This window comes from Hymenobacter actinosclerus, from assembly GCF_900111515.1.
GTDB lineage: Bacteria > Bacteroidota > Bacteroidia > Cytophagales > Hymenobacteraceae > Hymenobacter > Hymenobacter actinosclerus.
Genome location: NZ_FOHS01000001.1, coordinates 1,275,407 through 1,300,722 on the forward strand (window position 1 = coordinate 1,275,407; position 25,316 = coordinate 1,300,722).

Consider the following 25,316-nt stretch of genomic DNA (forward strand, 5'->3'; position numbering starts at 1 on the left):
CCGCTTACTTCCCATGCACACTTCCTCGCTGCAACAGAACATCCTCGCCGAGCTCGACCACGAGCTGGCCACCACCCGTAAGCTGCTGGCCCTGGTGCCCTACGAGCACGCCGACTATCAGCCCCACCCCAAAAGCATGAAGCTCGGCAAGCTGGCGGCCCACATCGTGAACCTGCTGGCCTTCAAGCAGCTCTTCGTGCAGCACCCCAGCCGCGACTTCCTCGACCCCAACGGTCCCAAGCCCGGCCCCTCGCCTACGAGTTCCGAGGAACTGCTGGCTCGTTTCGAGGAGTACAGCGCCAGCCTGCGGGCCGCTTTGCAGGAGTCGGACGACGAAAAGCTGACGGAAAACTTCCGCCTCCACCGCGGCGAGCAGACGCTGATGGCATTCCCCAAAGCCACGGCCATTCGCATCATGGGCCTCAACCACAGCATCCACCACCGCGGCCAGCTCAGCGTGTACCTGCGCCTGCTCGACATCCCGATTCCCGCCATGTACGGCCCCTCGGCCGACGAGCCCGCCTGGTAGGAAAAGGGAGCGTTAATCTGAGCAAAGCGAAGAATCTCGCGTGCTGATGCTGCCATAGTAATCCTGAAGTAGGGCTACTATGGCAACATCAGCACGCGAGATTCTTCGCTTTGCTCAGAATGACAGCGCTGCTTACTTTTTAACCGAAAACACCTTCTCCCCGGCAATCCAGGTCTGCTGCACCTGGGCGCCGCGGAGCTGCTCGTTGGGGGCTTTGAGCAGGTCGGTGTCGAGGACAACAAAGTCGGCGGCCATGCCGGGTTTGATGCTGCCTTTCTGCTTTTCCTCGAAGGCGGCGTGGGCGGCCCAGGTGGTCATGCCGCGCAGGGCATCGGGGCGGGAGAGGGCGTTTTCGGGTTGGAAGCCGCCGGCCGGGTAGTTCTGGGCATCCTGCCGGGCCACGGCCGCGTGGAAGCCGAAGAGCGGGTTGATGGCCTCCACCGGGAAGTCGGAGCCCAGCGCCACCTGCCCGTACTGCTTACGCAGCTGCTCGTAGGCGTAGGCGGTTTTCAGCCGCTCGACCCCCAGCCGCTCGCCGGCCCAGTACATATCGGAGGTGGCGTGGGTGGGCTGCACCGAGGGCACGATGCCAAACTGCCCGAACTTGGGCATGTCGGCCGGCGTGATAACCTGGGCGTGCTCGATGCGCCAGCGGCGGTCCGGCTGGCCCTTCAGCGCCTCGCCGTAGATGTTGAGGATGATGCGGTTGGCCGAGTCGCCGATGGCGTGGGTATTCATCTGGAACTTGCTGGCCGCCAGCAGCCGGGCCAGCGCCCGGAATTCCTTTTCAGTGGACAGCAGAAAGCCGGTTTCCTGGGGCTTATCACTGTACGGGTGCACCAGGCAGGCCCCGCGCGAGCCCAGGGCCCCGTCGGCGTACACTTTGAACGAGCTGACGGTGAGCCGGTCCTTAAAGATGGGTCCGTTCTTCAGGTAGAAATCCTTGTTCTCTTTGGTGGGAGCCAGCATGGCGTAGAGGCGCACCTTGAGCTTACCGGCCTGCTGGAGCTGGTCGAGGCGCTCAACATTGGCTTTTTCCAGACCCGCGTCGGCCATGCTGGTCAGGCCCACGGCCAGGCAGCGCTGCTGGGCTTCGAGCAGCATGGCTTCGGCTTCCGCCGCGCCCGGCTCCGGTATCTTGCCCGATACCAGGTCCACGGCGTTATCCACCAGCAAACCCGTGAGCCGGCCCTGGGCATCCTTGGTAATCACGCCCCCGCTGATCGGCGTGCGGGCCGTGATACCGGCCAAATCCAGCGCCTTCTGGTTCACGAGGGCCGCGTGGCCATCTACCCGCACGATGAACACGGGCGTGTTCGGAAACAGCGCGTCGAGGGTGTCTTTGGTCGGGAACTGCTTGCCCGGCCAGTCGTTCTGGTCCCAGCCGCGGCCCGTAAGCCAGGCCGCCTGCGGGTACTGCTGCCGCTGCTCGCTGAGCTTGCCCACCACCTGCGGCCACGAGTCGGTGCCGCCCAAATCGGCGTCGCGCAGGCCCAGGGCATAGCGGTAAAAGTGGCAGTGCGCATCGTAGAAGCCCGGGTAGATGAACTGCCCGCCCGCGTCCACTTCCTGCTGCGCCTGAAACTGCCCGCGCAAGTCCTCGGCCGTGCCCACCCCCACGAACTTGCCGTCCTTCACGGCAAACGCCTGGGCCGTACTGAACACCGAATCGACGGTGTATACCGTGGCGTTGTAGACGAGTAAATCGGCCGGCTGGCGGTTGCCGCTCGAAGTGGACTGGCAGGCGCTAAAACCGGCGGCCAGCAGTGGCAGCGCAAGAAACGGGCGGAAACGTGAGGGCATAGGGAGGTAGAAGGGAGGTGGGAACCAGCAGCAAGATAAGCGGGAGTTGGTACGCGAATCGGAACTGAGGCTAAAAAACTAGCTCCCCTCCTTGGAAAGGAGGGGCTGGGGGTGGTTGATGAAGGTTGAACAGAAGCTAGAAACTAGTTCTAAAATCTGTTCTGTCATCATCAACCACCCCCAGCCTCTCCTTTCCAAGGAGGGGAGCTGGTTTTTAGCCTCTAAAGGTCGTTCTAGTCGAAGCGCATGTGCTTCACCGACTCGCCGGAGTTCTTCAGTTCCAGTAGCGACTCGATACCGATTTTCAGGTGATTCTTCACGAAATCGGCGGTTACTTTCTTGTCGCTTTCCGACGTTTTCACACCGTCGGGCGTCATCGGGTTGTCGCTTACCAGCAGCAGCGCGCCGTGCGGGATGCTGTTGACGAAGCCCACGGTGAAGATGGTGGCCGTTTCCATATCCACGGCCATGGCCCGCACCTGGCGCAGGTACTCTTTGAACGCCTCGTCGTGCTCCCACACGCGGCGGTTGGTGGTGTACACCGTGCCGGTCCAGTAGTCGAGTTCGTACTTTTTGATCATGCTGCTCACGGCCCGCTGCAAACGGAACGAGGGCAGGGCCGGAATTTCGGCCGGCAGGTAGTCGTCGGATGTACCCTCGCCCCGGATGGCGGCGATGGGCAGAATCAGGTCGCCGAGCTTGGTGTTGGACTTGAGGCCGCCGCACTTGCCCAGAAACAGGGCCGCCTTGGGCTTCACGGCCGACAGCAGGTCCATAACAGTGGCCGCCATCGGTGAGCCCATGCCGAAGTTGATGATGGTAATACCGTTGGCCGTAGCCGTCTGCATGGGCTTATCGAGGCCGCGCACTTCGGTGCCGAACTGCTCGGCAAACATGCTCACGTAATTGCCGAAGTTGGTCAGCAGAATGTACTGGCCGAACTCCTCTAATTCGACTCCGGTATAGCGCGGGAGCCAGTTTTTAACAATTTCGTCTTTAGTCTTCATATACAAGGGTTAGGGTTGCGAAAGATAAGCTTACACCGAAAACGGCAGCAGCCAGCAGCAGCGGCCGGCGCAGTGAGCCGGAAAAGGGCAGGTACAAAAAAACCGTCGGTACCCACGAAAGCGGGTGCGACGGCACGGAATGAAAAGCGGGCGTGAAACCCTGGGGCCGTACCTTTGGAGGTGATGCAAGAGCTGAACCTGCCGCCTTTCGAAGCCAAAGTTACACAAAGCGGCGAAAATCTACTAATCTGGGACGTGCTGCGTCGTCGCCACGTCGTGCTCACGCCCGAGGAGTGGGTGCGCCAACATCTGGTGCATTACCTGATCAATCACCGCGGCTACCCCAAGGGCCTGCTGAGCCTGGAGCGCGGCCACCAGTACAACCAGCGCCAGAAACGCACCGATTTGCTGGCGCTAGATACCGCCGGCCAACCCCTATTGCTGGTCGAGTGCAAGCGCCCCACCGTGCCCATTACGCCCGCCGTGGCCCACCAGATAGCCACCTACAACCTCACCATCGGCGCGCCACTGCTGCTGCTCAGCAACGGGCTGGAACACTATTGCTGGCGCGTCGACGCCGGGAAGCGCACCAACGAGCGGCTGAGTGAGGTGCCCTTTTTTAGCTGTTAGCTGTTAGCTTTCGTGTAGTTGGCAGCAGAACATGTCATTCAGAGCGCAGCGAAGAATCTCGCGTGCTGATGTTGCATTTATCTGTCAACGTCAGCACGCGAGATTCTTCGCTGCGCTCTGAATGACGTTCCTTTAGCTAACAGCTAACAGCTAACAGCTAACAGCTAACAGCTAACAGCTGAGCCAGCGCGTCAATTTCGGCTTCGGTGTTGAAGGAATGGACGATGAGCCGGAGCCGCTCGGTGCCGGCCGATACGGTGGGGGCTACGATGGCGCGCACGTCGAAACCGGCGGTTTGGGCAGCGGTGGCAATGGCGCGCACGGCGGCGGGACCGGGGCTCTGGGTGAAGAAAACCGGGTGAATAACGTGGCTACTGGCCGGCACGTGCAGGCCGGGCACGGCATTGAGCCTGGTCTTTAGGTAGTCGGAGAGCCGGAACAGCTGCTCGCGGGCCGGCTGCAACCCGGGCAGCAGCGCGTAGGCTGCCGTGAGGCCGGCCACCGTGGCGGGGGGCAGGGCTGTGGTGTAGATGAAAGGCCGGCTGAAGTTGAGCAGGTAGTCGCGCAGCAAAGCAGAGCCGGCCACGGCGGCGCCCTGGCTGCCGAGGGCCTTGCCGAAGGTAAGGATGCGGGCAAACACCGCCTCTTCCAGCCCCAGCGCGGCTACCAGCCCTTCGCCTTTGGAGCCGTAGAGGCCGTTGGTATGGGCCTCATCGACCACCAAATGCAGCCCCAGTCGCTGGCAGAGCGCCACCAGCTCCGGCAGCGGGGCCATGTCGCCGTCCATTGAGTACAGAGCTTCCACGGCCACGAACACATTGCCGGTAGCCCGATGGGCCTTGCGTTCCAGGTCCGCCAGGTTGTTATGGCGGAAGCGCCAGGCGGTGGCCGGCGCGGCCCGGATGCCGTCCTTGACCGAGGCGTGGCTGGCCTCGTCGTAGAGAATGGTGTCGCCGCGCTGGGGTACGGCTCCGAAAAAGCCCAGGTTAGCCGCGTAGCCCGAGTTGAAGAGCAGCGCCGCTTCGGCTTGGTGGAAGTGCGCCAGCTGAGTTTCCAGCGCCTCGGCGGCGGCCGAGTTGCCGGTGAGCAGGCGCGAGCCGGTGCTCCCGGCCGGCAGCCGGGCGGCCTGCTGCTGGGCATTCAGCACCCGCGGATGGCGACTCAGGCCCAGGTAGTCGTTGGAGCTGAAATCAATGAGGCCGGGCGCGGGCGGGGCGGGCAGGCGGCGGCGGGTGCCCGCGGCCTCGCGCCGGGCCAGTTCGGCCGCCAGCCTCTGGTGCAGGGCGGAAGAAGCGGAGTCAGGCGACATAAGAAGCGAAGGAGCTATTCAGGGGGCAATCAGCCCGCAAACGGCTGCACCGAGAGCCACACGCTGCCATCCTGCCCAAAGGTGCGGGCGCTGATAACCAGCCACTCCGAATCTACCTCCACCCGGTCGCCGACGGCCGGCAGTACGCCGTGGCGCTGCATCACCAGTCCCAGGGCCGAGCCAACCTTGTCCTCCAGCTCCGAAATTAGGTCCTGGGCCGCACGGGCCTCGTGCTGCTGGCGGATGCTCTCGGCGTAGGTATAGTCGAGGTTGAGGTCGAAGGGAATTTCCATGGGGAAGGTGAGAGGAAGAAAAAAACGGTGTCATGCTGAGCGAAGCGGAGCGGAGTCGAAGCATCTCTACCGCAGCAAGTAAATCCAAGTATCAGGATTAGCATTGCAGTAGAGATGCTTCGACTCCGCTCCGCTTCGCTCAGCATGACACTGTTCTGAGATGCTCCTATAGTATCAGCGCTTACGCCTCTACCGGCGCCTTGCCCCGGCCCATGAGTACGGCGCCCTCGGGCACGTCTTTGAACGACTTGCGGGGCTTGAGGCCGAGCAGGGCGAACATCTGCTGGTCGGCATCGAAGTCGGGGTTGGGGGTAGTCAGCAGCTTCTCGCCCGAGAAAATGGAGTTGGCGCCGGCCAGAAAGCACAGGGCCTGCTCGGTAACGGGCATTTCCTGGCGGCCGGCCGAGAGGCGCACCATGGTGTTGGGCATCAGGATGCGGGCCGTGGCAATCATGCGCAGCATTTCCCACACGCTCACGCGGGGCTGCTCGGCCAGGGGCGTGCCTTCCACGGGAACCAGCGCGTTTACCGGCACGCTTTCGGGGTGGGAGGGGAGGGTGGCCAGCGTGTGGAGCATGGCTACGCGGTCCTCGTCGGTTTCGCCCAGGCCGATGATGCCGCCCGAGCAGACCGAAATACCGGCCTTGCGCACGTGCTCCAGCGTGTTCAGCCGGTCGTCGTAAGTGCGCGTGGTGATGATGTCGTCGTACTTTTCGCGGCTGGTGTCGAGGTTGTGGTTGTAGGCGTAGAGGCCGGCCGCTTTCAGGCGCTCGGCCTGGTACTCGTTCAGCATACCCAGCGTGCAGCACACTTCCAGCCCTAGGCCGTTTACCTGCTCCACCATGCCCAATACGCGGTCGAAGTCGCGGTTGTCGCGGATTTCGCGCCAGGCGGCGCCCATGCAGAAGCGGGTGGAGCCGGCGTCGCGGGCGCGCTGGGCCGAGGCCAGCACTTCGGCGTCGGGCAGCAGCTTGTGGGCCTGCACGCCGGTGTGGTAGCGGGCGGCCTGGGGGCAGTAGGCGCAGTCTTCGGGGCAGCCGCCGGTTTTCACGCTCAGCAGCGTGCATACCTGCACTTCGCCGGTGGCCTGGCTCTGGGCATGGATGGCGGCAGCCTGGCTGACGAGTTCCAGCACGGGCTGGTGGTAGATGGCGGTTACTTCGGCAAGGGTCCAGTCGGTGCGAAGGGTCATGGGAGGGGTTTCGGGGGGCGGGGAAATGCAGAAACAGCGGTTAGCCGGCAATCAGCGCCGGAAAAGTGGCCGGCCAGCTACCAGCCGCTCCGGCCAGCGCTGCCGACGGGCCGCAAGATACAGGAGAAGCGGGTTTATGCCACCTCACAGGGACCGAATTACGCGGCAGGGGTTGCCCACGGCCACCACCCCGGCCGGAATATCGCGCGTAACCACGCTGCCCGCGCCAATGGTGGTGCCCGCCCCGATGCGCACGCCCGGCAACACCAGCACGCCCGCCCCCAGCCACACGTTGTCTTCGATGGTGATGGGTCGGGCAAACTCCCAGCCGGCCACCCGGGAGGCCACCTCCACCGGGTGCCCGGCCGCGCTCAGCACCACATTCGGCGCCACCAACACGTTGTCGCCAATGCTTACCGGCGCGCAGTCGAGCACTGTGAAGTTGTAGTTGGCGTAGAAATTCTGCCCCAGGCGAATGTTGTAGCCATAGTCGCACCGGAAGGGTGCCTCGATATGGGCGTTGGTTTCCTTTCCGAAAAGCTCGCCTAGCAACTGCCGGTTGAGGTCAATAGGCTCCTGGTTGTAGCGGTGGCAGAGCTGCTTGGCGTGTCGGCGCTCGGCTACCAGCTCGGGGTCATTGGCTTGGTAGAGCTCGCCCGCCAGCATCAGTTGTTTAGGCGTCATATCTGGAGTAGAAGAGGGCCGCAGGCCCCTTATTCGGCATTGTACCGGTTTTCGGGAGCCGGGGCGACGGGCTGGGTGGTGCTGGTGTCGCGGGTGTTTTTCTGCACGGCAATGGCCGCAAACAAACTCAGCAGAAACGACATGGCGTAGAAACCCTTCTCGCTGAGCGTGAGCGTGGCGTTCCACAGGCCTACCGTGAGCAGGGCAATGGAGAGGATAGTAGAAAACCAGCTCAGGCCGTAGTAAATCTTCGTTACCGGAATGCCGTCGAGCTGGTCGCGCACCGATTTCTGGAGCGAAATGGCCGAAAACAGCCCGTACATCAAAATGGTGAAGTAATAGCCTTTCTCGTTGAGCAGCATCTGGGCATTCCAGAGGCCCACTATGAAGGCGACCATGCCGGCGAGCAGAGCAACCCAGGAGGCGGCAATGAAGGCATTGGAGGGCTTGGTGAGCGGAGCATTCATGGCAATTGGGGTAAAAGGATGAAGGGGGCAAAGCCGGCGGTAACCCGTCCGACACCCCAAACATACGCGGCTCCGGCAAGCGGGTAGCCCCAAGGTTCGGCAAATTCAGACTTTAGAAAAGGCGCTTTTGGCGAGTGGTTGAAGCCAAAGGATAAGCTTGGAAAGATTGATTCAGGCGTCTGTGCTTGATTTCGAGGGTCTGCTAGCGGCCTTATGAGTTTGTCCTGGGAGAGGTGAAATTCGACTTGTTAAAAAGTGATTTCAAGACTGAAGACGACCTGTTGCTGGTTCACAAAGTGCCGAATACTGCCCAAAATGCAAACGCCCCCGGCCTGTTGCAAGGTCGGGGGCGTTTAAATCTGAATGTTAAAATATTACCGGCTCCGGCTGGCGCCGCGGCTGCCGCGGCTGCTGCTCTTGCCTTTGCCGGGGCCACCGGCACCTTTGGCCGGGCGCTTGGCGCCACCCTGGGGGCCGCTTTTCGGGCCGCCGGACTTGCCGGGGCGGGGGCCGGCCTTATCGGTGGGGCGTCCCGAGCCGACGCTGCGGCCGGCCGTAACGAGGCGCTTGGGCTTGGCGCCGGGGCGCACCGAGTCTTTATCGAGCCAGGCGCCGGCGGGCAGGGTTTTGGCTTTGCGCGGGGCTTCCTCGCCCATAGCAGGGTCGGAGGGCAGGCGCACGATGTCGGGGCGCGTGGTGGCGCGGCGGGCGGTTTTGCGGCCCGGCTGGTCGCCCCACTGCTCGGCCGTGGACACCACTTTGCGGCGGCGCGGGGTGCGGCCGTCGTCGGTGCCGCTGGAGTCTTCGATCATCTCAAACAGCACCTTCAGCTCCTTGTCGCGCAGCTCGCGCCACTCGCCGGGGCCCAGGCCCTTGATGCTGATGTTCATGATGCGGATGCGTTCGAGCTGCACCACTTCGTAGCCGAAATGCTCGCACATGCGCCGGATCTGGCGGTTCATGCCCTGCACCAGCGTGAGGCGGAAAATGTAGGGCGTCTCCTTCACCACCTTGCATTTCTGGGTCATCACCCCCAGAATGGGTACGCCGTTTTTCATGCCCTCAATGAAGTCGTCCTTGATGGGCTTGTCGACCATCACGATGTACTCCTTCTCGTGCTGGTTGCCGGCGCGCAGGATTTTGTTCACGATGTCGCCGTTGCTCGTCATCAGCAGCAGGCCCTGCGACTCCTTGTCGAGGCGGCCGATGGGGAAGATGCGCACCGTGTGCTTGATGGCGCGGATGACGTTGTCCTTGACGCCCAAATCGGTGGTCGTGACGATGCCGGGGGGCTTGTTGTAAGCCAGGTACACGGCCTCCTCCTCGGGCCGGGGCTCGATGTGGGCGCCGTTCACCACTACCCGGTCGCGGCTGGTTACCTGGTCGCCGATGCTGGCGCGCTTGCCGTTCACCGTCACGTTGCCCTGCTCGATGTGGCGGTCGGCTTCGCGGCGCGAGCATACGCCACTTTCGCTGATGTATTTATTGAGTCGGGTTGCCATGAGTGTAGGGCTTAGGGCGGAGTGCCTAGTGCTTAGGCCGCCAAAAAAGAGACTGCCGGCCCGAGGTGGGTCGGCAGCCTGCAAAGGTACGCCGTATTCAGGAGAGGACGAATGGCCCCTGCTAAATGCTCAGCCATTAGCTTTTAACTGATAACTATCAGCTTTCATTCTGACAAACAAGAGCTTACAACGGCAGCAATGTTGGGTTAATCCAGAATAAGCCTAAGCCTTTAATCACCGGTCAACCTTACGTCCGCGGGGGCTCAGGCGAAAAACGCGAACAGCGCCGTTTCCAGCGCGGCGGGCAGTGTGGGCGGCGTGATGGTGTGCAGGCGCAGCGGCGGGCTGCCCGCGGCGGGCGAAAAAGTGCCCTCGGCGGTGGTCGGGTTGAACCGCAGCTGGCCTTGGGCGAAGTCGCGCTCATGCTCGCCGTTTTCCGTGCGCATATCCTCGAAATCGAGCTGGCTGAGCTGGCCGCTGGCGTTATCGAAATAAAACCAGAAGTATAGGTGGCTGGGGTTCTTGCTCTGGATGTCGAGGCGCTTTATTTCAAAGATGGTGGCCGTAGCGGCTTCAAACAGAAACAGGGAGCGGTAGGGAAAACGCATGGGATAGGGGCTTAGAGCGCGTAAATGAGCAGGGCCAGCAGCGACCCGAAAACCAATAGGCACAGCAGCAGCGGCCGCCAGATGCTCCGGGCCGGGTAGTCCTGCTTGTTCGGAATAAACGAATCGGCGTAGGTGTTGAGGCCGTAGCCGCCGGCCAGTCCGATGCCCGCAGCGTAGGCCCCGTAGGGGGAGGAGGCGGGCAAAAAGGACACCAGCACCGCCATTGCCGCCGTGTACACTACGCTGGCCCAGATTACCTTGCGGCCCTGTTCAGGTCGGCCTACCGCCTGCAGGTTGCCGGCCGTAAGTACGCCGCCCGCCACGGCGCTGAACAGGAGCGAAAAGAACCGGACGCTACGCTGGGAGTAAAGGGGCGGGTTGGACGCGGAATCGGAAGTCGGAGCAGGCATCAGGGAATTTGGGCAGTTGCCGAAACAGAGCGGCGTTCAGCCTACAATTTTACCGTTTTTTCGCCCCGGTCCACGCCTTTCATCCACTCAGTGAGGCCGCGCATGTACGTGGGCTGGTCGTCGTAGAAGCTCATGTGGGAGCCGCGGGGGCAGATGAGGGCGGTGCCGTGCTGCACTTTCTGGGCTACCATGCGCATGTGCTCGGGGTCCATGGTGTCGTACTTGCCGCCGATGCTGAGCACGGGCACAGCCAGCTTAGGCAGGTCGGGCACGCGGTTCCAGCTCAGCAGCTTGCCCGATACGCCGAACTCGCTGGGGCCCTGCATGGTCACGTAGAGCGACTGGTTCATTTTGGCAAACGAGCGGTTCACCGGCTCGGGCCACTCATCGAGGGGGCGGCGCAAAATGTGCTGGGTGTAGAAGTTGGGCAGCAGCAGCTCCATATAACGCGGGTTCTGGAAGTCCTTGCGCGCCTCCAGGGCCCGGATTTCCTTCAGCACTTCGGGCTTAAACTGCGGGGCCAGCACATCGTTGGCGTACTTGCCGTAGGCCGGAATGCTCATCATCATGTTGCTGATGACGAGGCCCTTGAGGTGCTGCTGGTACTTGAGAGCATACTCGGCCGCCAGGATGCCGCCCCAGCTGTGGCCCAGCAGGTAGAAGTTGCTGCTGTCGAGCTTGAGAGCCTGCCGTACCTGCTCCACTTCCTCCACGTAGCGCGGCAGGCTCCACATGGCCGTGTCCTGGGGGTTGTCGGAGTTGCCGCAGCCGAGCTGGTCGTAGTAAATGAACTCGATTCCCTCGCGGGGCAGGAAGCTCTCCATACACTCGAAATACTCGTGCGTAGCCCCCGGGCCCCCATTGAGCAGCAGCAGCCTGATGCGCGGGTTGCTTCCGAACCGCTTGGTCCAGACGTTGAACGGGCCCTTGGGCGTCGTGATGGGCACCATCTTCACGCCGCCGTCTTCCAGCCGAGTAGTGTCGGGGGCGGGGAAGTAGGCGGTAAGGGCCGGCGCGGCGGCCGAATCGGGTGCGGCGGTAGGGGGGGAGCAGGCGGCGGCCGTGAGGGCCAGCAGGGCGGCGGCGAGGAGACGTTTCAGCATCCGGCAATATATTCAGTTGCCAGTTGGCAACAGCGGATGAAAGAACGTCATTCAGAGCGCAGCGAAGAATCTCGCGTGCAATGCTAACTCCTAACGTCAGGAATTACTTTGGCACGCGAGATTCTTCGCTCCGCTCTGAATGACGTTCCTTTGGTGCCAACTACTCCTCTGCCAGCCACTCACTCGCCCGAAACTCGCCCGGCCCGATAAACCGGCGTAGCAACTCGTCGGTGAGCTGAAGTCCATTGGCGCTGTTAGTGAAGAAGAGCAGACTTTCGCGGCGGTCGGGAAAAGCCATGAAAAAGCCTTGAAAGTCGTCGTTGTCGCCCCAATGCCAGAGGGCCGGACCGGCGCTGGTAGTGGCCAGCCCAACGCCCACGGCCCAGCTTACAAAAGGGTCGGTGGGGCCGGCAGGGCGGCCGCAGCGGTTGGCCTCGTTGGCGGCGGTGGTCAGTAGGCGGGCCGTGGGGCGCTTCAGGCCCCGGCCGGTGTACAGGGCTTGCAGGAAGCGGTTGTAATCGGGGGCGGTAGTAAGCAGGCTATAGGCCGCGTAGGGCGCGGCGAAGCGACGGACTCCGGTGGGCTGGCCGGCCTTATCATGACCACTGGCGGCGTTGGCCGCGAAGCGCGGTTGCCACTGAAAGCTGCTGCGGCCCATTTTTAACGGCCCGAAAACTTCGCGCTGGGCCAGCACTTCCAGCGGCTCGCCGGTTACGTGCTCCAGCGTGCGTTGCAGCCACACGAAGCCCTCGCCCGAGTAGTTCCAGCAGCTGTCGGGCGCAAACCGGAAGGCCAGCGGCGAGGCGACCCAGGTGGGCCCCAGGGGGTTGTCGGCCCAGTTGGGCAGGCCGGTGGTATGGGTGAGCACCATGCGGGCCGTTACGCGGGCGGCCCGAGGCTGGCCCTGCACCCGTGGGTACGGGGCGTAGCTCAGCAGCGGCCGGTCGAGGTCGAGGCGGCCCCGCTCGTGCAGGCGCAACGTGAGGTAGGCCAGCACCACTTTGCCCAGCGAGGCGGCCTGAAATACAGTTTCGGCCGTTACGGCCGCCGTGGAATCTTGCCGGAGCCGGCCCACCGCGTAGGTCGTAGTCTGGCGGCCTTTGGTATGCACCACTTGCAACCCGGGCACGTGGCGCTGGGCCAGCAGGGCCGTTAGTTCGGCCTGCTGGGCCGAGGCCGACCGGCAGAGCAGCAGCAGAAACGGTAGAAGCAGCAGTTTCATCGGAAGCAAGAAAGCCGGGCGCGGGGTTACGGCCGGAGCGCATACTCCGGTAGATGCGGGGGCAGGCGCAGGAGTTGCCCCAGTCTGGTAATCAGAACTGCTTTACGCCGGGTTGTGGGCAAATTCGGCGGCGTTGCGGCTTAGCTGCGTGAGGTGGCGTTGGCCATGCTGGGCCAGAAAATAGAGGTACTCGTACACATCGATTTTGCCCAGCCCGTTCACCGACATCGTGGTACGGTAGAGCGCGCCCTCGCCGTTGGGCATCGCCGCCAGGGTTTGCCGGCAATGAGCCAGCTGCTGCTGTAGCTGCGCCCGCACCTCGGCCAGCGGGCGGGTTCCGGTGGGCTCCATGTGCTCCGGCCGAATCCAGGCAAAAGACTTGTGCCGGCCAATATCGGCCAGCTTCCCGGTCTGAAACTCATACGCTGCCAGGGCTGCGGCCAAATCCTGCGTCTGGGCGTTCAGCAGGGCTTTGCGCGTGGCCTTGTCAACCAGAATAAGCAGAAAGTGGTTGGTCAGCCCCACGTGTTCCAGTATCTCATCGGCCGTCCAGCCCCCGGCGGCGGGGCGGTAGCGGCGCAGGTCGGCCGGCTGGTCAAACCAGGCGTCAAGGGCGGCAAACGTGTCGGTCAGGCAAACCCGCACCTCGGCCATAACAGCCCGGATAGCAGAAGTAGCATCAGTCATCATTAGCAACAATCGAAGCAAGAAAAAACGGGCTGCCCCACCCGGAGCAGCCCGCCCAAACGACCAAACGGAGCCGACTACAAAATCCGGGCAATCCGCTAAAATCCGGGCTAATTCGTGATTAGCCTAACGTATGGTACACGGCCTGCACGTCGTCGTCTTCCTCGAACTTCTCAATCAGGTTCATTACCTCTTCCAGCTCGTCGCCTTCGAGGTGGACGGTGGTGTTGGGCACGCGCTGGAGCTGGGCCGATACCACGTTGAGGCCCTTTTCTTCCAGCGCCTTCTGCATCTGGCCGAAGTCGGTGAAGGCGGTTTCCACCACGATAAAGTTGGTGGAGTTGCCCTGCTCGTCCTCCTCCTGGTCGGCGTACACGTCCTCGGCGCCGGCGTCAATCAGCTCCAGCTCCAGCTCATCCAGCTCCAGCCCTTCGGCGGCCAGCCTGAACACGCCCTTGCGGGTGAAGGTGTAGTCGGAGGAGCCGGCGGTGCCCAGCGCGCCGTTGCCCCGGTTGAAGTACATGCGCACGTTGGCCACGGTGCGGGTGGGGTTGTCGGTGGCGGTTTCAATCACCACGGCCACGCCGTGGGGCGCATAACCTTCGTACACCACCTCCTGGTAATCTTTCTCTTCGCGCGAGGAGGCCCGCTTGATAGCGGCTTCCACCCGGTCTTTGGGCATGTTCACGCCCTTGCCGTTCTGGATGGCCGTGCGCAGGCGCGAGTTGGTATCGGGGTTGGGGCCGGCCTCTTTCACGGCCATCACGATTTCGCGGCCGATGCGGGTAAAGTCTTTCGACATCTGGTCCCAACGCTTCATTTTGCGGCCTTTCCGGAATTCAAACGCGCGTCCCATCTATAGGTGAGTTTGTGAAATGGTGAGTAGTGAGTTGCCGTTCTGGCAGAAACCAGAACGGGTCGCAAGTTAGCAGAAACCCGGCCGGGGCTCAAGGTGAGATGGCTCAAGGTGAAATAGTGAGATGGTGAAATGGTGAGTTTGATGTTTCGGGGGCCTAGTGGTGCAATCAGGCCCTTGGAACATCAGACTCACCATCTCACCATTTCACTATTTCACCCTACGAAGTCCTAGCCCGCGGGCCAGCAGCCAGTCGAGGGCGCGGGCGGGCAGCAGGCGGGGCACGATGTAGGCGCGGAACACGTCGGCGGCAATGGTGTAGCGCAGCCTGGGGCGGGACGTTTCCATAATTTTTACCAGCCGGCCGGCCACGTATTCGGGCGTGAGGCCCTGGTCGCGGGTTTTGTTGACGAAGCGCAAAAACCGTTGGGCCGGCGCGGCGTAGGGCGTGTGCTCGTAGGGCTCCAGGGCTATGCCCTTATCCCAGATGGGCGTTTGCGTGACCCCCAGCCCGATAAGCACCACCGGAATACCGAACAGTTTCAGCTCGCGCCGCCAGGTGCCCGTGAGGCCCTCCAGCGCGTGCTTGCTGCTTACGTAGGCCCCCAGAAACGGTGATGCCACCTGCCCGCTCACCGAGCCCATATTCAGCACCCGGCCCGGCCGGCCCGCAAAGCCCGGCCGCGCCCCCAGCAGCGGCAGAAACGCCTGCGTCACGGCAATCAGGCCCAGCACGTTCACCTCAAAATGCTGCCGGATTACGTCCAGCGGCTGGTGCTGCAAGGGCCCGCCGAACGCCACGCCGGCATTGTTGAGCAGGCCCGTGAGCGGCATATTGCCCAGGGCCCGGGCTACTTCGGCCGCCGCCCGTGCCACGGCGTCGGCATCGGTAACGTCGAGGAGCAAGGGCGTGAAATCAGCGCCCAACTCAGCTTGCAGCCGCGCCGCATCGGCAGGGGTGCGCAGGCTGCCGAACACCCGGTAGCCCCGCGCCAGAAACGCCCGCGCCGCCGCCAGGCCCACGCCGCTCGAAACGCCGGTAATAACGATTGACTTCATCGGCTCAGCCATGCAGATAGAACGTGAAAAACCGGACCAGACGGTGTCCTGCTGCTATTGCCGCCGCAGCGTGTAGGTGCTCTGATTGCCGGCCGGAAAACCCGCCAGCGTAATAATCAGCCGACCTTGGCTGAGCTGGAAAGTGCCTTCGTCAGTGCGCGGGCGGCCGTTTTTGTCGGTGTGCGTGAAGCTGATGCGGCCGGGCGTGAAGGTGAACTGGCCGTCCTGGTCGAAGCGCATGGTGCCGCCGTTGGCCGACAAGGTCAGGCGCTTCTGGTAGGTGCCGTCGGGGCGCAGCGTGAGGGTGCCGCCCACGCCCTGGGCCGGCAGCGGCTCGGGGCTGGCTTCGCGGTCGAAAATAGTATAAGCCCGGTAGGAGTAGGTGCCGAAGAACGACGTGGGGGCTGCCGGCCGGGGCACCGGCTGGGCCCGGGCAGGCTGCGGCCGTGACTGGGCCGCCAGCGGCAGCGCCGGCAGGAGTAGCAGAAAAACCAGGGGCAGGAGCAGCAGGGAGCGGACGTTCATACCGAAAGATAAGCGCCGGTAGCGGAAGTGCGCGGGGGCCGGCGCTCAGGTAGTAGCGTCCAGCACCCAGGCCAGGGCCGCTTCCGCCTCATCGAAATCAAAGGTTCTGATGGGCAGCTCCTGCGCCAGGGCCACGGCCGAAGCCACCGCATCGCGTGAGGGCCAGTCCATGGCATTTATCCAGGCCACGGCCCGCACGCCGTGGGCGGCCAGGGCGGGCGCCAGCACCCGGCCAATCCACTCCCCGGCCTCCCACCACTCCCCAAAGGCCTCGCTGCTGTCGTTGATCATCCGATGTACGGGCCCGGCTGCCGGCAGGGCGGCCAGCAGCAGCTCGCACTGCTGCCGGGCCGAAGCAGCATCGAAGCGGCCCCGCCACTGCGCCTGCACCAGCTGATGCTGGCTGCTGTAGCTCACCAGCAGCGTGGGCGTGTCAAGCAGGATTCGGTCGAAGTAAACCATGCTTTGCAAAATTGGAGTGGGAACGGGGGCTGCCAGCCGGTGGCCTGCGGGTACATACGACGCCGGGCGCCCAAAAGTAAGCGCCAGCCGGCGGCCCGCCAAGGAAAACGGCCCCCGGCCCCGCCCAGCCGGGCCCGTTGTTTGGCCGTCAATCCGTTACTTTGGGCTATGGCTGATTTTCTGCGTGACCTGATTCGCCCCGCCGCCGAGCTGCCCGTGGCCGACGTGTGCCTGGTGGGCCTGCCGCTTGATTACGGGACGGTGCTCGAAGGTGGCCGGGGCGGGGCCGCGCACGCCCCCAACGCCATCCGGGCCGAGCTGCGGCGCTACCACAAAACCTACAACCTCGAGCACAACATCGACCTGCGCCCGCTGCGCATCGCCGATGCCGGCAACCTGCCGCTGCGCGCCGCCCGCCACACCGACAACCACGCAACCATTGCCACCGAGCTGGCCCGGCTGCTGGCGCAGTATCCGCGGGTGGTGGTGCTGGGCGGCTCGCACGATGGCAGCTACAGCACCGTGCGGGGCCTGCACGCGGCCACCGGCGGCCAGCCCGTGGGGGGCATCAACCTCGATGCCCACGCCGATGTGAAGGACCGTCCCGGCCAGCTCAGCAGCGGCACGCCCTTTGGCAAGCTGCTGCGCGAGGGCCTGCTGGCCGGGCCGCGCTTCACCGAAATCGGGCTGCACTCCAACCTCAACCTGCAGGCCGATATCGACTTCCTGCACCAGCAGCAGGCCCACGTAGTGCCGCTGGCCCACGTGCAGCTCGATGGCATGCCCGAATACATGAGCCGGGCCCTGGCGCGGGCCACGGCTGCCGGCCCTGCCTTCGTCAGCTTCGATATCGACTGCTGCGCCCAGGCCTACGCCCCCGCCGTGAGTGCGCCCAGCGCCGACGGCCTGACGCCCCGCCAGGCCACCGAAGCCGCCTGGCTGGCCGGCCGCGCCGCCGGGGTGCGCCTGTTCGAGGTGATGGAGCTCAACCCGCTCTTCGACCGCGACCAGCAGACGGCCCGGCTGGCAGCTACTGTTGTGGCGGCGTATCTTACGGGGGTGGCTGCCACGCTGGCTGGGTAGCACCCGTTGCGCCGGCCAACATCTCGTCTCTATCTGTCCTTGCTATGAAAACGCCCCTGCTATTGCTGCTGCTGGTCGCCGGCCCGGTTCTCGCTCAGAAAACCCCGGCTCCCCAAGCGCCGACAGCTAAAACCGCTGCTGCCAAAGCCACCCGGCCGGCCGGCCCGACCCCGGTTTTCTCGCTCGACTGCGCCACCGACCTGCCGCCCGCCGGCCCGCTGCAGAAAACGCACTGTGAAATCCGGCACCTGACCCTGCCTGCCCCACCCGCCGGCACCCCCCTGACGGTGGACGCGCGCACCAACGGCGGCATTACCGTGCGCACCTGGCCCGGGTCCGATGTGCGGGTACGGGCCCGCATTACGGGGCGGGCCGCCACCCCCGAAAACGCCCGGGCCCTGGCTGCTGCCGTGCGCCTGAGCTCCACCGCCCACACCCTGCGGGCCGCGCTGGCCAATGGCTCGGTGGAGGGCTGGGCCGTGAGCTACGAAGTGCTGGTGCCGGCCCAGACTGACCTGGTATTAACGGCCGTGAACGGCGCGCTGGCACTGGAAAACGTGCGCGGCCAGCTGCGCCTGACGACCACCAACGGCCCCCTCACGCTGCGCGGCGTAGCCGGCGATGTGCGCGCCCACACCACCAACGGCCGCATCGACCTAAGCCTGAGTGGGGAAACCTGGGCCGGGCCGGGGCTTGATGTGGGTACCGTGAACGGCGACATCAACTGGCAGCTGCCGCCCGAGTACGCGGCCACGGTACTGGCCCGCACCACCCGCGGCCGGGTGGCGGCCGAGCTCAATACCAAGCGCCTGAACCTGCTGCCCCACAACCTGGCCGCCACGCTGGGTAAGGGCGGGGTTCAGCTCAAAGCCACTACCGTAAACGGCAACGTGCAGGTAAGCCAGCCGCGCCCGGCCACGCCCGCCGCCCCCGACTCGCTCGACGCGGAATAGCAGCACCGGCCATCAGCGGCGCGGGTTGGTCGGCGCGCCGGGCTACCTCGATTCGTCGCCGGCCATTACCTGGGCGTGGTTGAGCACGGCCACCAGCGTAACGCCGCCCAGAATGTTGCCCAGCAGCGCCGGCAGCACAAACCCGCCCAGCACCTCGCCCCAGCCGGCCTCCCCCACGGCGGCCACGCTGAACACCTCCACCGAGCCCGCAATTACGTGGCTGAAATGGGCCAGTCCCACCAGATAGGTCATCAGAATAATAACCCATACCCGGGCCGACTCAGCGAAGGGCAACAGCCAGACCATCAGGGCAATTATCCAGCCGGCCAGAATGCCGCGCAGCAGCGTGGTACCAAAGCTGAACTGCATAGCATCCTGGCCCATTTGCACGAACTCGGCTTTCACGTCGGCATCGAAGGCGCTGGTATGCATGGCTACCAGCGCCAGCAGCAGGGCCCCGAGCAGATTGGAAACCAGCACCACGCCCCACAGCCGCAGCACATTGAGCAGCGTATCGGTGTCTTTCCGGACAAGCAGGGGAATGACGGGCGTCAGCGTATTCTCGGTGAAAAGCTGCTGGCGGGCCAGAATCACGACCAGAAAGCCCATGCTGTAGCCGAAGGTGGCTATCAGGGGGCGCCAGGCCGCGTCGGGCAGGTAATGGGTGAGCAGGCCCTGGGCAATCATCGACAGGCCCATCGACAGGCCCGCCGCCAGCCCCGAGAAAAACAGGGACGCCGAGGGGCGCTGCAGCTCCTCTTCACCCTCCTGAAACGTAGTACGATACAGTACTTTACCGCTTGGCGCTTTGCGCTCGTTGGCCTCCCGCTTATCGGCCCGCTCCTTCTGGAGTCCCTGCTGCCGCGCCTTCTCGTCGATTTCCTGCATAGAAGGGCTTAAACGCAACTGGAGAAAAACCGCTGAAAAATCGGCAATAAAATCTGGTCATCCAGAAAAAAATAAGCCCACAAGCTGATGTATATGAGAAGATAGTAGCTTGTGGGCTTTGATTTTATTGGCGCCGTCGGGCACCGTTGTGGCGGGCCTTTAGCGCGCCACTTCCTCGGTGCGGAAGCGCTTGGGCTCCCCGGATTTGGGCCGCGGGTATTCGCTTTGCTTTTTGGCTTTGTATGATTTCACCAGCCAGGCCGCGCCCACCAGGGCCCCGACGGCCGCCGCCGCCAGGCCAAATTTCGCCCGAATCGGGTCGTGGGGTGCGGGGGGCAGATAGGCAATGCCGTTGGCATCGAGGCGGGCCGGGTGCTGCACGTAGCGCCCGTGCGCTGGCACCTGAAACTCGTCGGCCAGGCGGCGCAAACCCGCCCCTGCTCCCGGGCCGGGCATGGCCGGGCCGTGGCCGCAACCGATGGCCTCGGGGTGCAGGTCGGCCAGCTGCCGGATGGAGTCGCCTACCTGCTGCCAGTCGTAGTTGAACGGCGCCCCGGCGATGCTGATGTCTTCGAGCTGCAGCAGCACCGCCGGCACCGACTCGTGGTTGCAGGTGGCGAAGGCATCGGCCCCGAGCAGGGTGCGGTCCTTTTCGCGGAACAGCGCAATCTGGCCGGGGGCGTGGCCGGGCACATGGTGCCACTGCCAGTCGGGCAGAAACGGTGGGTCGATGTCGTTGGCAGGCAGTTGCTGCACGTAATCAGACAGCTGAAACGACTGGGGTGGAAAAAACCGGGCTGCGAAAGCCAGCGAGCCGCCGCCGGCCACCGTAGGGTCGGCGGGCGGGTACACGGCCCGGGCCGTCAGGAAGGGCATTTCCAGCTCGTGGGCCAGCACCGGCACTTTCCAGTGCTCGGCCAGCGCCTGCGCCGAGCCGGCGTGGTCGAGGTGGCCGTGGGTGAGGATGATGGCTTCGGGGTGGGAGCCGGGGTAGAACAGCTCGTCGGCCGCCGCCACAATGGCCTGCGCCGAACCCGGCAGGCCGGTGTCGACCAGCACCCACTCGCCGGGCCGGCCGGTTTCAACGAAATACACATTGACAAAGCGCTGAATCGAAAGCTGATGGACGCCGGGGGCTACTTGTTGCATGAGGAGGACAGTAAAGTAGGAGGATGGAAACAGTACGCACCCGCGCCGGATTTTGATTTGAAACTTAGCCCAGACCGGATTCTGAAGCCTGAAATCAGACAATCCGTTACTTTAGTGACTTCATCCGGCCGCCAGGCCTTTATGGCGGCGGCTTTAAGGCAACTATGGTTATTAGCTCCGATAAAACTGTCTTCTTCCGGCAAACCCGCCAGCAGCTGGAGTGTCAGGGCTTCCGCATCGAGCACGAAGACCCGGCCCGGCCCTGGGGTGGGTTCTTCGTGCTCGATGAAACCCAGGCCCAGCAATTCGCCAACCAGTATTTCGACGGACTATCCGTGGATGAGCTACGGATTTCGGGTCAGCTGAGCCCCAAAATTCTGCTCGTGGCCCCGGGCCAGCGCCTCTCGTGGCAGTACCACTACCGCCGGGCCGAAATCTGGCGCGTCGTTAGCGGCCCGGTCGGCATCATCACCAGCGACACCGACCAGCAGGGCGAATTGCAATTTTGTAGCTCAGGCGAGCAAATCACGCTCCGCCAGGGCGAGCGGCACCGCCTCATTGGCCTTGATGACTGGGGCGTTATTGCCGAAATCTGGCAGCACACCGACGCCACCCACCCCTCCGACGAGGACGACATTGTGCGCGTGCAGGATGATTTTAACCGCTGATTTTCGCTGATCAACTGTGATTTCGTTGATGCAGCGACCCGCTGGACGGCGCGGTGCTGCGTAATGACGGATGGACAAGGATGCTTTGCGGGGCTGGATAACCAGTTTGCTTTGATAGGGTTATGGCGAATAAAAGCTACTTTTTTCCGTTTTTACCGCTGGCCTTACTGCTAGCTGGTTTGCCGGCTGCCGCGCAACAGGTCAGTTTTTCGGAGTTGGTCAGCTTCTATGAGGGCGGCCCGGCTGTAGCGCAGCAAACGCTGCTGCCGCGGGGCTGGCTTTACACCGGCGAGGATACGTTTCAGGACTCCCGGGAGCACTGCGCGGGCAAAAGCGTGCTGTTCGGCCTGCCGCTAACGCCGCCCGATTCGACCGGCTACGGCCACTGGATAAATGTGGATACGGAGGGCAACTGCCACCGCGTGGTAGGCTACCAGACGTGGGACAAAGAAGCAATGGCAACATTGAAGCGCGAGCTGAAAACCCAGTACCAGCTAGTATTCGACAATACGACTACTGCCTGGGAAGGCGGGCATCGGGTTACGCGCTTCATGTACCTCGGGCCGAAATACCGGGCGCAGATAATCGAAACAACGTACAAAATCGGCCCCCGCAACCGGCAGGTGCGTTACGCCCTGTACGTAGGAAAACAGCCGCTGCCATAGATAAAAAGCAGTTTTCTGCCCTGGCACCCAGATCGGGGTGCCAGGGCGGAGAATAACCTGCGGGAGCTGGGTTAGGCCAAGGCCTTGCGGAGCACTAGCAGCAACTGCCCGAGGTCGGCTGGGGCGCTGCCGGAGCCCAGGTGCACGCGCAGGGTGCGGCGGCCGTAGTCCTGCAGGGCCTGCAGGTCGCCGGCGGCCTGGGCGTTCTGGAAGGTGCCGAAGGTGTAGGGACGACCGGGCAGGGGTAGGTCCTGGGCGTGGTCGGTGGTGAGCTGCAGGAACAGGCCGGTGTCGGGGCCGCCCTTGTGGTACTGGCCCGTGGAGTGCAGGAAGCGCGGGCCGTAGCCGGCCGCCGTGGCCAGGTGCAGGCGCTGCTGCACGAAGGCGCGCAGCTCGTTGAGCTCGGCGTTGAGGGCCGGCGTTTCCATCAGGTAAGCCTGCACGCAGAGGTAGTCGCCGGGCTTGGCCTGCCCGAAAAAGGACTTCAGCACGGCTTCGGCGCTGTTGCCGCCTGTGCTGGTGTAATAGTCGAGGCCGTTTTCGGTGGCGGCGGGGGCGCTGGTCTGGGGCAGCTGGCCTTGCTGCTCCACCACTTCCATGAGGCGGTTGGTGGCGGTTTTGGCGGCCTGCACGTTGGGCTGGTCGAAGGGGTTGATGCCCAGCACCGCGCTGGCCACGGCCGTGGCTACTTCCCAGCGGAAAAACTCCGCCCCTAAATCCAGCGCATCATGCAGCAGAATGGTGACGACAGGGTGGCCGGCGGCCTGCAGGGCGGCTACTTTGCGGCGGTTTTCGGCGTCGGGCTGGCCCTGGTAGCCCACGTACACAAATACCCGGTCGGAGCCGTACACGGCCGGCTCGCTGAGCGGGTCGCCGGCCAGCGGCAGGATGCCGGTGCCCTGCTTGCCGGTGCTTTCGGCCACGAGCTGCTCCAGCCACAACCCAAAATCGGAGAGGTTGTCGGGCACGACGAGCGTGAGCTTGTCGCGGCCCTGCTGGGCCAGCACGCCCAGGGCCGCGCCCAGCTCCAGGCCGGGGCTGTGGTCCGTTGGGCCTTCCGAGCCGCAGGCGCGCATCATGGTTTGGGCGCGCTCCAGCAGCGTTTTACTATCGATGCCGAGCAAGGCGGCCGGCACCAGGCCGAAGTAGGAGAGGGCCGAGAAGCGCCCGCCCACGTCGGCGAAGTTGAGGAAGATGCGGCGGTACTGCTGCTCGGTGGCCTGGGTCACGAACTGGGAGCCGGGGTCGGTAATGGCCACGAAATTCTCGCCGGCCTTGTCGCCCTTTATTTCTTTCAGGCGGGCATAGAAGTAGTCGCCGAAAGCCAGCGGCTCGGCCGTGGTGCCCGATTTGGAAGCCACCACGAACAGCGTTTCGGCCAGCGGTACAGCTTCTTCAATCTCGCGCACCGAGCCGGGGTTGGTGGTATCAAGCACCGACAGCGGCAGCCCGCCGGCCAGCGTCCCGAAAGCCTGGCGCAGCACAATGGGCGTCATCGAGCTGCCGCCCATGCCCATCACCACCACGTGGCGGAAACCGGCCTGCTTCACCTCCTGCACAAACTGCTCGATTTCGGCTACCGCGGGCAACATTTCATCTACCACGCGCAGCCAACCCATAAAGCTGCGGATACTCTGCTGGCCCTCGGCGTCGGCAACCCACAAATCGGCCTGCTTCTGCCAGAAGCCGGCAGTGAAATTCTGGGCCTGAAAGCGGGCCAGCTGGGCCTCAACGGCCGGCTGAAACGGGCCTAGCTGCAGGGTTTGCGGAGCAATAGCGGAAGTAGTCATGAGCAAGGAATAAGCGAGCGAAAGGATGATGACCGGACCGATGGGCCGGCCAGTTGGCAAGCGGGCAAAGGTAAAGAAGCTGGCTTATTTGGCGGCCGGCAGTGCGGCCGCGCCTTCCCATTCCTGCTCCAGGGCTGCCTGAGTGGCCGGGTTCTGGAAGCTGAGCAGCCAGTCGAGGGCGGCATCCGGGGTGTGGAAGAACTGTACTTCGCAGGGAATGAAATGCCGCGCGGCCCGGTGCAGGGCTTCGACGGCCATTTGGTTGTAAAGGCCGTTTTCGGGGATGATAAACGCGGCGTGCTGCACCGCCGGCACCGCAATGCGGGGCAGCCAGTGCGTGGCCACCCACAGCTGCTGGGCGATGGTCAGGTCGGGCAGGCCGTGCAAATCGATGAGGCCCTCGGCCACTGTATTTTGCTCGACCAGCTGCGCCACCGCCTGCAGGCTGCGCTGGAAAGAAGCCATATCGGCCGAAGGCCGCCAGAATTGCAGCCGCACCAGCGCTGCCCGCGGTTCGTACTGAAGACGGATATCGTGCAGGTGAAGTAGCATAGTACTGCTAAAAACCGGTGCCAACCTTAATGGCCGATAAAAGTATAAGGCGGATAGAGCCGGGACCCGGAAGGAAGCAGATGGCCCGCTCCGGGCATTGCTAGCGTAGAACGTAGAATGGCCGTTACCGTTTACTAATGAGTTGCCTTTTTTGCCATTCGGTCGGCAGCAGCCCTGCGGGCTGAAGCCGGCCCGGCCCGAGCCCCGGCGGAATGCCGGATATTTGCCATCATGAAGTTGTCTACCCTTCCGGCCCGGCCCGTTGCCGCGCCCGTGCTGCCGCCCGGTATAAAGCTGCTGCGCCTCAAGTTCCGGCTGTTGGCTGCCCTCTCCACCGAATGGGCTTTTCGGGCGGCCTGGCGGCTGTTCACTACGCCCCGGCGCTTGCCCGAGAAGGGCTGGGAAACTGCCGCGCTGGCCACTGCCCGCCGGTTTGCGGTGCCCGGCCCTACCGGGGCGCTGGCTGCCTACGAGTGGAACCCGGCCGGGGCGCGCACGGTGCTGCTGGTACACGGCTGGGAGCACCGCGCCAGTTTCTGGGGCGTGCTGGCCCGCGCGCTGGTGAAGGCGGGCTACCGGGTGGTGGCCTTCGATGCGCCGGGCCACGGAGCCTCGGAGGGCCGCCGCCTCACGCTGCCGGCCTACGTGCGGGCCACCCAGGCCGTAGCCGACACGCTTGGGCCGCTGCACGCCGTGGTGGCCCACTCGCTGGGCGGGGCTACGGTGGTGGGCGGGCCGGTGCGCTTTAATACCACGGCGGGCGGTGGCCTGCCGCGGCTGGTGCTGCTGGCCGTGCCCGCCAGCACGCCCGCCGTGGCCCGCCGCTTCGCCGATTTGCTGGGCCTGCCGCCGGCCGTGCTGGCGCGCATGAGCCGCTACATTCACGAGCAGCACGGCCGCGATGCCGAAAGCTTCAGCCTGACGCAGGTGGGGGCGGCTTTTCCGGCCGGCCGTGCCCTGCTGCTGCACGACGAGCACGACGCCAGCATTCCGTTTGCCGAGGCCCGGGAGTTGGCCGCCGCCTGGCCCGACCTGGAGTTCGGGGCCACCAGTGGCCTGGGCCACAACGGCATTATGCGCGAGCCGGCCGTGCTGGCGCGCATTGTGGCGTTTCTGACCTGAGCCCTGCCCGATAACCGCCCCGGGCTGGCCGCAAGCCTACCGATGGTGGCGGAAACGGGTAGCTTCAGATTCGCGACAGAATTATCTTTTACCTTGCC

The 25,316-nt window shown here is 64.1% G+C and carries 28 protein-coding genes; 7 read left to right on the forward strand and 21 right to left on the reverse strand.

The genetic code is table 11. The features are described from left to right. Window positions 1-13: 13 nt before the first annotated feature. Window positions 14-529 carry a DinB family protein gene (locus tag BMY67_RS05485; RefSeq protein ID WP_092769177.1) on the forward strand — a complete coding sequence of 172 codons (516 nt, stop codon included), beginning with the start codon at window positions 14-16 and terminating at the stop codon, window positions 527-529. Between the two features lie 132 nt (window positions 530-661). Here BMY67_RS05485 and BMY67_RS05490 read toward each other — a convergent pair whose 3' ends face one another. After that, on the reverse strand, window positions 662-2,332 hold the full coding sequence (locus tag BMY67_RS05490) for an amidohydrolase (protein WP_092769179.1): 1,671 nt from the start codon (window positions 2,330-2,332) through the stop codon (window positions 662-664). Window positions 2,333-2,565: 233 nt separating this feature from the next. Further along, window positions 2,566-3,339, reverse strand: coding sequence for an AMP nucleosidase (locus tag BMY67_RS05495; RefSeq protein WP_092769181.1), 774 nt, complete (start codon window positions 3,337-3,339; stop codon window positions 2,566-2,568). A 183-nt stretch (window positions 3,340-3,522) separates the two neighbouring features. On the opposite strand from BMY67_RS05495, the gene BMY67_RS05500 reads away from it, so the two are divergent. Continuing rightward, window positions 3,523-3,969 carry a type I restriction enzyme HsdR N-terminal domain-containing protein gene (locus BMY67_RS05500; protein ID WP_092769632.1) on the forward strand — a complete coding sequence of 149 codons (447 nt, stop codon included), beginning with the start codon at window positions 3,523-3,525 and terminating at the stop codon, window positions 3,967-3,969. Between the two features lie 157 nt (window positions 3,970-4,126). Here the strand turns inward: BMY67_RS05500 and BMY67_RS05505 are convergent, their stop codons facing one another. The 15 genes from BMY67_RS05505 to BMY67_RS05575 form a co-directional block, all read right to left on the reverse strand. After that, entirely contained in the window at window positions 4,127-5,278 is a 1,152-nt protein-coding gene (locus BMY67_RS05505; RefSeq protein WP_092769183.1) for an aminotransferase class I/II-fold pyridoxal phosphate-dependent enzyme, read from the reverse strand. Between the two features lie 29 nt (window positions 5,279-5,307). Continuing rightward, the gene (locus BMY67_RS05510; RefSeq protein ID WP_092769185.1) at window positions 5,308-5,571 is read right to left on the reverse strand and encodes a hypothetical protein; all 264 of its coding nucleotides are present in this window, start codon (window positions 5,569-5,571) and stop codon (window positions 5,308-5,310) included. Between the two features lie 181 nt (window positions 5,572-5,752). Continuing rightward, entirely contained in the window at window positions 5,753-6,763 is a 1,011-nt protein-coding gene (gene bioB / locus BMY67_RS05515) for a biotin synthase BioB (protein WP_092769187.1), read from the reverse strand. 144 nt (window positions 6,764-6,907) lie between these two features. Further along, entirely contained in the window at window positions 6,908-7,447 is a 540-nt protein-coding gene (locus BMY67_RS05520) for a sugar O-acetyltransferase (protein WP_092769189.1), read from the reverse strand. A 29-nt stretch (window positions 7,448-7,476) separates the two neighbouring features. After that, the gene (gene yiaA, locus BMY67_RS05525; protein ID WP_092769191.1) at window positions 7,477-7,914 is read right to left on the reverse strand and encodes an inner membrane protein YiaA; all 438 of its coding nucleotides are present in this window, start codon (window positions 7,912-7,914) and stop codon (window positions 7,477-7,479) included. A gap of 374 nt (window positions 7,915-8,288) precedes the next feature. Continuing rightward, complete coding sequence (gene rluF / locus BMY67_RS05530; protein ID WP_092769193.1) at window positions 8,289-9,416, reverse strand: 23S rRNA pseudouridine(2604) synthase RluF; 1,128 nt, start codon at window positions 9,414-9,416, stop codon at window positions 8,289-8,291. A 263-nt stretch (window positions 9,417-9,679) separates the two neighbouring features. Continuing rightward, window positions 9,680-10,024, reverse strand: coding sequence for a hypothetical protein (locus BMY67_RS05535; protein WP_092769195.1), 345 nt, complete (start codon window positions 10,022-10,024; stop codon window positions 9,680-9,682). A gap of 11 nt (window positions 10,025-10,035) precedes the next feature. Continuing rightward, window positions 10,036-10,434, reverse strand: coding sequence for a hypothetical protein (locus tag BMY67_RS05540; RefSeq protein WP_143069703.1), 399 nt, complete (start codon window positions 10,432-10,434; stop codon window positions 10,036-10,038). 41 nt (window positions 10,435-10,475) lie between these two features. Next, window positions 10,476-11,537, reverse strand: coding sequence for a proline iminopeptidase-family hydrolase (locus BMY67_RS05545; protein ID WP_092769199.1), 1,062 nt, complete (start codon window positions 11,535-11,537; stop codon window positions 10,476-10,478). A gap of 160 nt (window positions 11,538-11,697) precedes the next feature. Then, window positions 11,698-12,759, reverse strand: coding sequence for a serine hydrolase domain-containing protein (locus BMY67_RS05550; RefSeq protein WP_092769201.1), 1,062 nt, complete (start codon window positions 12,757-12,759; stop codon window positions 11,698-11,700). Between the two features lie 102 nt (window positions 12,760-12,861). Beyond that, the gene (locus tag BMY67_RS05555) at window positions 12,862-13,446 is read right to left on the reverse strand and encodes a DinB family protein (RefSeq protein ID WP_218144594.1); all 585 of its coding nucleotides are present in this window, start codon (window positions 13,444-13,446) and stop codon (window positions 12,862-12,864) included. Window positions 13,447-13,567: 121 nt separating this feature from the next. Further along, window positions 13,568-14,302: a YebC/PmpR family DNA-binding transcriptional regulator gene (locus BMY67_RS05560; protein WP_092769205.1), complete on the reverse strand. Its 735-nt coding sequence runs from the start codon at window positions 14,300-14,302 to the stop codon at window positions 13,568-13,570. 210 nt (window positions 14,303-14,512) lie between these two features. Next, complete coding sequence (locus BMY67_RS05565; RefSeq protein ID WP_092769207.1) at window positions 14,513-15,361, reverse strand: SDR family NAD(P)-dependent oxidoreductase; 849 nt, start codon at window positions 15,359-15,361, stop codon at window positions 14,513-14,515. A 54-nt stretch (window positions 15,362-15,415) separates the two neighbouring features. Then, window positions 15,416-15,886, reverse strand: coding sequence for a hypothetical protein (locus tag BMY67_RS05570; RefSeq protein ID WP_092769209.1), 471 nt, complete (start codon window positions 15,884-15,886; stop codon window positions 15,416-15,418). A 45-nt stretch (window positions 15,887-15,931) separates the two neighbouring features. Next, the gene (locus BMY67_RS05575) at window positions 15,932-16,348 is read right to left on the reverse strand and encodes a SpoIIAA family protein (protein ID WP_092769634.1); all 417 of its coding nucleotides are present in this window, start codon (window positions 16,346-16,348) and stop codon (window positions 15,932-15,934) included. Between the two features lie 168 nt (window positions 16,349-16,516). Between BMY67_RS05575 and BMY67_RS05580 the strand changes: the two genes are divergently transcribed. Further along, window positions 16,517-17,431 (forward strand): arginase family protein, encoded by a 915-nt coding sequence (locus tag BMY67_RS05580; protein ID WP_177189698.1) that lies wholly within the window; start codon window positions 16,517-16,519, stop codon window positions 17,429-17,431. Between the two features lie 44 nt (window positions 17,432-17,475). Next, window positions 17,476-18,384 (forward strand): DUF4097 family beta strand repeat-containing protein, encoded by a 909-nt coding sequence (locus BMY67_RS05585; RefSeq protein ID WP_092769213.1) that lies wholly within the window; start codon window positions 17,476-17,478, stop codon window positions 18,382-18,384. 42 nt (window positions 18,385-18,426) lie between these two features. Here BMY67_RS05585 and BMY67_RS05590 read toward each other — a convergent pair whose 3' ends face one another. Next, window positions 18,427-19,272 carry a formate/nitrite transporter family protein gene (locus tag BMY67_RS05590; protein ID WP_092769215.1) on the reverse strand — a complete coding sequence of 282 codons (846 nt, stop codon included), beginning with the start codon at window positions 19,270-19,272 and terminating at the stop codon, window positions 18,427-18,429. A 159-nt stretch (window positions 19,273-19,431) separates the two neighbouring features. Next, window positions 19,432-20,421, reverse strand: a complete 990-nt coding sequence (locus BMY67_RS05595) for an MBL fold metallo-hydrolase (RefSeq protein ID WP_092769217.1) — start codon at window positions 20,419-20,421, stop codon at window positions 19,432-19,434. 164 nt (window positions 20,422-20,585) lie between these two features. Between BMY67_RS05595 and BMY67_RS05600 the strand changes: the two genes are divergently transcribed. After that, on the forward strand, window positions 20,586-21,089 hold the full coding sequence (locus BMY67_RS05600) for a cupin domain-containing protein (protein WP_092769219.1): 504 nt from the start codon (window positions 20,586-20,588) through the stop codon (window positions 21,087-21,089). Between the two features lie 122 nt (window positions 21,090-21,211). Further along, the gene (locus BMY67_RS05605; RefSeq protein WP_092769221.1) at window positions 21,212-21,754 is read left to right on the forward strand and encodes a hypothetical protein; all 543 of its coding nucleotides are present in this window, start codon (window positions 21,212-21,214) and stop codon (window positions 21,752-21,754) included. Between the two features lie 71 nt (window positions 21,755-21,825). Here the strand turns inward: BMY67_RS05605 and BMY67_RS05610 are convergent, their stop codons facing one another. Continuing rightward, the gene (locus tag BMY67_RS05610) at window positions 21,826-23,544 is read right to left on the reverse strand and encodes a hypothetical protein (protein ID WP_092769223.1); all 1,719 of its coding nucleotides are present in this window, start codon (window positions 23,542-23,544) and stop codon (window positions 21,826-21,828) included. 84 nt (window positions 23,545-23,628) lie between these two features. Further along, a complete protein-coding gene (locus BMY67_RS05615) occupies window positions 23,629-24,096 on the reverse strand; it encodes a hypothetical protein (RefSeq protein WP_092769225.1) in 468 nt (155 codons plus the stop codon). 231 nt (window positions 24,097-24,327) lie between these two features. Between BMY67_RS05615 and BMY67_RS05620 the strand changes: the two genes are divergently transcribed. Continuing rightward, a complete protein-coding gene (locus BMY67_RS05620; protein WP_092769227.1) occupies window positions 24,328-25,218 on the forward strand; it encodes an alpha/beta hydrolase in 891 nt (296 codons plus the stop codon). Window positions 25,219-25,316: the final 98 nt, after the last annotated feature.

Bases quoted from the DNA above. Each gene is read 5' to 3' on its own strand.
- BMY67_RS05610 (WP_092769223.1), bottom strand. From the start codon at position 23,544: ATGACTACTTCCGCTATTGCTCCGCAAACCCTGCAGCTAGGCCCGTTT.
- BMY67_RS05485 (WP_092769177.1), top strand. From the start codon at position 14: ATGCACACTTCCTCGCTGCAACAGAACATCCTCGCCGAGCTCGACCAC.
- BMY67_RS05585 (WP_092769213.1), top strand. From the start codon at position 17,476: ATGAAAACGCCCCTGCTATTGCTGCTGCTGGTCGCCGGCCCGGTTCTC.
- BMY67_RS05570 (WP_092769209.1), bottom strand. From the start codon at position 15,886: ATGAACGTCCGCTCCCTGCTGCTCCTGCCCCTGGTTTTTCTGCTACTC.
- BMY67_RS05605 (WP_092769221.1), top strand. From the start codon at position 21,212: ATGGCGAATAAAAGCTACTTTTTTCCGTTTTTACCGCTGGCCTTACTG.
- bioB (WP_092769187.1), bottom strand. From the start codon at position 6,763: ATGACCCTTCGCACCGACTGGACCCTTGCCGAAGTAACCGCCATCTAC.
- BMY67_RS05600 (WP_092769219.1), top strand. From the start codon at position 20,586: ATGGTTATTAGCTCCGATAAAACTGTCTTCTTCCGGCAAACCCGCCAG.
- BMY67_RS05615 (WP_092769225.1), bottom strand. From the start codon at position 24,096: ATGCTACTTCACCTGCACGATATCCGTCTTCAGTACGAACCGCGGGCA.
- BMY67_RS05490 (WP_092769179.1), bottom strand. From the start codon at position 2,332: ATGCCCTCACGTTTCCGCCCGTTTCTTGCGCTGCCACTGCTGGCCGCC.
- BMY67_RS05505 (WP_092769183.1), bottom strand. From the start codon at position 5,278: ATGTCGCCTGACTCCGCTTCTTCCGCCCTGCACCAGAGGCTGGCGGCC.
- BMY67_RS05510 (WP_092769185.1), bottom strand. From the start codon at position 5,571: ATGGAAATTCCCTTCGACCTCAACCTCGACTATACCTACGCCGAGAGC.
- BMY67_RS05595 (WP_092769217.1), bottom strand. From the start codon at position 20,421: ATGCAACAAGTAGCCCCCGGCGTCCATCAGCTTTCGATTCAGCGCTTT.
- BMY67_RS05580 (WP_177189698.1), top strand. From the start codon at position 16,517: ATGGCTGATTTTCTGCGTGACCTGATTCGCCCCGCCGCCGAGCTGCCC.
- BMY67_RS05535 (WP_092769195.1), bottom strand. From the start codon at position 10,024: ATGCGTTTTCCCTACCGCTCCCTGTTTCTGTTTGAAGCCGCTACGGCC.
- BMY67_RS05620 (WP_092769227.1), top strand. From the start codon at position 24,328: ATGAAGTTGTCTACCCTTCCGGCCCGGCCCGTTGCCGCGCCCGTGCTG.
- BMY67_RS05495 (WP_092769181.1), bottom strand. From the start codon at position 3,339: ATGAAGACTAAAGACGAAATTGTTAAAAACTGGCTCCCGCGCTATACC.
- BMY67_RS05500 (WP_092769632.1), top strand. From the start codon at position 3,523: ATGCAAGAGCTGAACCTGCCGCCTTTCGAAGCCAAAGTTACACAAAGC.
- BMY67_RS05545 (WP_092769199.1), bottom strand. From the start codon at position 11,537: ATGCTGAAACGTCTCCTCGCCGCCGCCCTGCTGGCCCTCACGGCCGCC.
- BMY67_RS05540 (WP_143069703.1), bottom strand. From the start codon at position 10,434: ATGCCTGCTCCGACTTCCGATTCCGCGTCCAACCCGCCCCTTTACTCC.
- BMY67_RS05520 (WP_092769189.1), bottom strand. From the start codon at position 7,447: ATGACGCCTAAACAACTGATGCTGGCGGGCGAGCTCTACCAAGCCAAT.
- rluF (WP_092769193.1), bottom strand. From the start codon at position 9,416: ATGGCAACCCGACTCAATAAATACATCAGCGAAAGTGGCGTATGCTCG.
- BMY67_RS05555 (WP_218144594.1), bottom strand. From the start codon at position 13,446: ATGACTGATGCTACTTCTGCTATCCGGGCTGTTATGGCCGAGGTGCGG.
- BMY67_RS05560 (WP_092769205.1), bottom strand. From the start codon at position 14,302: ATGGGACGCGCGTTTGAATTCCGGAAAGGCCGCAAAATGAAGCGTTGG.
- BMY67_RS05565 (WP_092769207.1), bottom strand. From the start codon at position 15,361: ATGAAGTCAATCGTTATTACCGGCGTTTCGAGCGGCGTGGGCCTGGCG.
- yiaA (WP_092769191.1), bottom strand. From the start codon at position 7,914: ATGAATGCTCCGCTCACCAAGCCCTCCAATGCCTTCATTGCCGCCTCC.
- BMY67_RS05550 (WP_092769201.1), bottom strand. From the start codon at position 12,759: ATGAAACTGCTGCTTCTACCGTTTCTGCTGCTGCTCTGCCGGTCGGCC.
- BMY67_RS05590 (WP_092769215.1), bottom strand. From the start codon at position 19,272: ATGCAGGAAATCGACGAGAAGGCGCGGCAGCAGGGACTCCAGAAGGAG.
- BMY67_RS05575 (WP_092769634.1), bottom strand. From the start codon at position 16,348: ATGGTTTACTTCGACCGAATCCTGCTTGACACGCCCACGCTGCTGGTG.